The organism is Oleiphilus sp. HI0117, from assembly GCF_001635235.1.
The window spans coordinates 1-4,740 of record NZ_LWGA01000712.1 but is presented as its reverse complement, the minus strand read 5'-3'; the positions used below and the strand labels follow the sequence as shown (position 1 = coordinate 4,740).

Here is a 4,740-nt window from a genome sequence, read left to right as displayed (position 1 = left end):
GTTGAGATGTTCCCAAGTGACTTCTCAAGTATCTGGACAGCAATGGCCCTTATGGTGTGTGCGTTGGTTGTCATGGGTATGATTATGGAAGCCTTTGGTGCGGTAATTCTGGTAAGCCAAACAATCGCTACGGTTGCTTACCAGGCTGGTATTGATCCAATTCACTTCTGGATGATGACTTTGGTTGCCTTTGAGTTGGGTTACTTGAGCCCGCCGGTAGCATTGAATCACTTGTTAACACGCCAAGTGGTGGGTGAAGAAGAAGCGCTTAAAGCTGATGAAGAAGTTAAGGATGGTACCTTCTACCAGCGCAATGAGCGTATTCTGATGCCAATGATGACAATGGGCTCAGTATTGCTCATCGTGGCCTTTGGACCTCTACTGGTTGCCTACTAAGTTGAGTTAGGCAAATAAAAAATCCCCGCAAGTCGGGGATTTTTTTTGTTTATAATTTACTGAAGAGATGAGTACCTACTCAATTGATCGCTTTCGTATTTTTCTTAAGGAGCTAAAAACTTACTATGAGTGTAATAAAAATAGTTTGTCCAAAGTGCTGTGTTAGCAATAAGTTGCCGGAAGAGAGACTTAAAGAAAAGCCAAAATGTGGAAAGTGTAAGTCAGCGTTATTTCTTGGAAAAGCAATGGATATCACTGCGCAGAATGTCGCTGCTGTTGTTGGTCATAATGAGATCCCGGTGATCGTGGATTGCTGGGCCTCGTGGTGTGGGCCTTGTATGCAATTCGCTCCAACGTTTGATGCAGCAGCCAAGAAACTAGAACCGAAGTTACGTTTTGCAAAACTGAATACTGAAGTGCATCAACAAGTAGCTGCCCGTTGGCGAATACAATCTATCCCGAGTTTATTAATCTTCAAAGGCGGGAAAGAAGTTGCCAGGATTTCTGGAGCTTTACCCTTAGCCCAATTAACGAAATGGATAGAAGAAAACATTTAAGAGAATGTTTTCAATTATAGTTTGCTAGTTGCTCTCTACTCCCAGCTTTCGATGACGAGCTTCCCTATTGTTTTTCCTTGCTCTAGTTGGGCATGAGCCTGGCGTAGAGTGTCTGCGCAGATAGGCGATAATATTTGATTCTGTGTGGAGATGAACTCACCTTCGTCAACGAGCCGTGCCACTTCGTTAAGAATATGATGTTGCTCGATCCGGTCTGGTGTCTTGAACATGGCTTTGGTGAACATGAACTCCCAAGCGAAGCTCACTGACTTTGATTTCAGTTTATTCATTTCCAAGGGGGCCGTATTGTCAACAATGCAGCAGATTCTTCCAAGCGGTTTGATTACGTCTATCATAAGATCGAAGTATTGATCGGTGCTATTACAGCAGAGAATATAATCAACGCTAGGAATACCAATATCAGAAAGTTGTTTATCTAAAGCTTTGCTATGATCGATTACATGTTTGGCACCCATTTTCTCGCACCAAGCTTTGCTTTCAGGGCGAGACGCGCTTGCGATAACTTCAAGCCCGGCAAGCTTTGTGGCGATTTGAGTGGCGATCGAACCAACACCGCCTGCACCACCGATAATTAAAATCGTGGGTTTGGCGTGTTCTGCTCTTGAGCCATCAATTGAAATATTTAACCTTTCAAAAAGGGCTTCCCAGGCCGTAATTGCTGTGAGTGGAAGGGCTGCGGCATTAGCTGAATCAAGGGAGCGTGGTGCATAACCTACGATGTTTTCATCGACTAAATGAAACTCACTATTGCAACCTTGCCGTGTAATATCGCCGGCATAGAACACCCTGTCACCAGGGCTAAAAAGGGTGACGCTTTCACCTACGGAAACGACTACACCACAAGCGTCCCAACCAAGTATTTTGGTCTCTTCTAGAGTTTGCGATTTTGGCCCCCGAACCTTTGTATCAACAGGGTTGACGCTAATGGCTTCGATTTTAACTAGTAGGTCGTGCGCGGTGGGGTGAGGCATATTCGCTTCGAAGTCGATTAAGCTTTCAGGGTCTTCAATTGCTAGATATTGGTTTAGGCCAATCGCTTTCATAAGGTTATCACTCTGGGGTTTTGATTAAACAATCATGGCAAAACACTAGGCATCCAGCAAGTTATCAAGCGACATATCATAGCCGGGAGCAAAAACTTCAAGAAAGTAGTGTACTGGTGCAAGGTTCATATCATTAAGGCGTGAACTGATTTCCTGTTCAGCTTGTTCAAACTCGCGGTTTCCTGCACGCAATTCTGCCCGGCATTTAAGAAGAGCGGAAAGTCGGTCAGCGGCTTTGAGCAAAACCAGGTAGTGCTCCGGGAGCGTATCTTCAAGCAGGATACTACTAAAATCTTGATGCAAGGAAGCAGGCAGCAGGGCAAGCAACTCATGCTGTGCTTTCTCTTCGACCCCTTTGTAAGCGGTACGCATCGCCTCGGAGTGATATTTTACCGGTGTAGGCATGTCGCCAGTGATGACTTCTGTCGCATCATGATAAAGCGCAACGACAGCCAAATGGTTTGCATCTATTTTATTATTTAGATCGCAGTCTTTGTTATGAATGATTGCCAAGATATGAGCTATCGTAGCGACTTCCCATGAGTGCACCGCGACATCCTCATGAATTGCATTACGCATTAGACTCCAACGTTTAATCCATTTAAGCCGGCTGACATAGGCGAAGAAGTGGCTAATAGTTTTGTGCATGGCTTTCTCTATGTTTGCGAATGGGTTTAGTTGGGCTTGATTGTAAAAATCGAGGCTACTGTCGGAGCCTGTTCGGCAGACGGGGACTCTTTTGAGGCTTCACTCGTGACAACTTTAGGTTCGAGGGTGAATATCCGTTGCTCTGGAATTCCGCCAATCTCCACCAAGGAACTAGCGATGGCCAGTGCCCTACTCTTCGCAAGCACTGCTAGTTTATCTTCGCCAAGCACCTGCCCACCAGGTTCTAGATCGACACTTCTATCTGCTACGCCCCGTACTTCAAGACTTAAATTAGGACGCTTCTTCAAAGCTTCAGCAAGCTTAAGAATCTTCTCACTTTCAAGCGCATCGATTGACGAAGACATAGCAGAAAAATTCACAGATGATATGTCATCAGAACCTTCAACCAAGGAGCCTAGGATAGAGAAAGGGCTGGTTACCACTTTGGTAATCAGGTTTGTGAAAGCTGTTAGCAGTAAGCCGCCAAAGCTGAAGCTCGGGTCACTCAAGTCTCCACTAATTGGTAGGTCGATATCTATTTCACCATCGAGGTTTTTCATAATACCTATAGCCAGAGGAAGTGGTAAGACTGTGGCATCGGGGCTATCGACAGACTTTCCAAAGTTAAATTGATCTATAAAGACTTTATTGTCCGCTTTCAGCTTAGAGCCCTTGATGTCGTAAGCCAGGTCAAGATCCAACTTGCCTTTATCGATCAGGTAGCCAGCATACTTAGCCGAATATGGACTGGCGGTACTTAGGTCAATATTGTTGACCTGAATATCTAAGGCAGTATTAGGTTGAGCGCTGAGTGGGTTAGTTGTGCCATTAATGGCAATTTTTCCATAGGTATCGAGGTTTCCAGATAGTGCCACTTTTGAGTGGGCATCAATGTCTGAAGAAATATTAGTGATGTCGCCGGAGAATTGCTCGACATAAGTATTAAAAACCGGTGTTAATGAAGCATCGATATAGTCGAAGCGGCCTTCTTCAATAATAATTCGATTGATGGCAATATTCGCAGGCTGACTTGCTTGGTCTTGTTCTCCTGCTGTTTCGCTTTTGTGCTCTTCTTGCGAATGATCTTCTGTTACAGTGTTTCCTTCTTCTGTCTCACTCGGTTTTGATTTACTTAGTTGAGCCAGGCTCATCTCGCCTTTTTCAGAGATTTTAGCTCTCGCATAGGGCTTGGAAATTTGTACTGTTTCAACTGAAATTGAAGGGGCTTGCTGCTCGCCTGCCAGCTTAAGCTTGACGCCTTTTAGAGCGAAGGTCTTGAAGCCGGCTACCTCTTGTCTTTCAATACTCTCCTTTATATCAAGGTTATTGACTGAAGTATTGCTAGTGATTTCTCCAGACAAGCCTGAGTCTGTCATGCTTAATTGATAGTTTGATGATAGATCCAGTTGACCTTGTTCAAGCAGCACATTGAGTTGCTCACCTATATATGGTTGTGACCAGTGTAATGGCAGGGCTGAAAGTGAAAGATCACCTTCGACATTGAGTGGTAAGGCAGCCAATTGGCCTGAAAGACTTTGCTTGGCCCCTCCGGTATTAAAGGAAGCATTATAGGAAAAGGCTTTATCAAGTTCGTAGGAGACCTTTCCAAGCTCAAGGTATATATTTTCGAGACTTATATCGGCGGGTGTTTCCAGGCTAGCGTCTTGCCAATTGATCAGCCCTTCTTTTAGCTTTATCGATGTCACTGACCACTTGAAAGGTGCTTCCTGAGTCGAGTGACTTGTGTCGTTGCTGGTTTTTGCTATAGGCTCTGAGGCCTCACTTTCGTTGGTATCAGTAGCAAGCTTTTCTTGTTGAAGTGGACGTAGCAAATTTATTTGTGAGGTCTCATCCTTTTTAGCAAATAACACGGGCTTTTCTATTAGCAAGTTGCCCAGCTTAGCTGTACGTTCTTCCAGATTAAAATTGATAGGGCTAAGCGACACTGAATCGAGTGTAAATAAGCTCTCTGTATCTTGAGTCTCAGCCAAGGCAATCTGAGAAAGCGACACCGAGCCAGTTTCGATCAGCAGGTGTGATCTCTGGTCACTAAATTCAGTATCGTAGCTGCCTTC

Annotated in this window: 5 protein-coding genes; 2 read left to right on the top strand and 3 right to left on the bottom strand. The window is 44.6% G+C overall.

Going from position 1 to position 4,740, the window contains the following annotated elements; translation table 11 throughout:
- Both A3757_RS10530 and trxC read left to right on the top strand, forming a co-directional pair.
- Positions 1-396 (top strand): TRAP transporter large permease subunit (locus A3757_RS10530; protein ID WP_156506276.1); only part of this gene is annotated, 396 nt, incomplete at its 5' end.
- 125 nt (positions 397-521) lie between these two features.
- The gene (gene trxC, locus A3757_RS10525; protein WP_068508675.1) at positions 522-953 is read left to right on the top strand and encodes a thioredoxin TrxC; all 432 of its coding nucleotides are present in this window, start codon (positions 522-524) and stop codon (positions 951-953) included.
- Positions 954-988: 35 nt separating this feature from the next.
- Here the strand turns inward: trxC and A3757_RS10520 are convergent, their stop codons facing one another.
- The 3 genes from A3757_RS10520 to A3757_RS10510 all read right to left on the bottom strand — a co-directional run.
- A complete protein-coding gene (locus tag A3757_RS10520) occupies positions 989-2,017 on the bottom strand; it encodes a zinc-binding alcohol dehydrogenase family protein (RefSeq protein WP_068508673.1) in 1,029 nt (342 codons plus the stop codon).
- A gap of 45 nt (positions 2,018-2,062) precedes the next feature.
- On the bottom strand, positions 2,063-2,665 hold the full coding sequence (gene yfbR / locus A3757_RS10515; RefSeq protein WP_068508671.1) for a 5'-deoxynucleotidase: 603 nt from the start codon (positions 2,663-2,665) through the stop codon (positions 2,063-2,065).
- A gap of 26 nt (positions 2,666-2,691) precedes the next feature.
- A partial coding sequence (locus A3757_RS10510) for a DUF748 domain-containing protein (RefSeq protein ID WP_156506275.1) occupies positions 2,692-4,740 on the bottom strand: 2,049 nt, incomplete at its 5' end.

Bases quoted from the DNA above. Each gene is read 5' to 3' on its own strand.
- yfbR (WP_068508671.1), bottom strand. From the start codon at position 2,665: ATGCACAAAACTATTAGCCACTTCTTCGCCTATGTCAGCCGGCTTAAA.
- trxC (WP_068508675.1), top strand. From the start codon at position 522: ATGAGTGTAATAAAAATAGTTTGTCCAAAGTGCTGTGTTAGCAATAAG.
- A3757_RS10520 (WP_068508673.1), bottom strand. From the start codon at position 2,017: ATGAAAGCGATTGGCCTAAACCAATATCTAGCAATTGAAGACCCTGAA.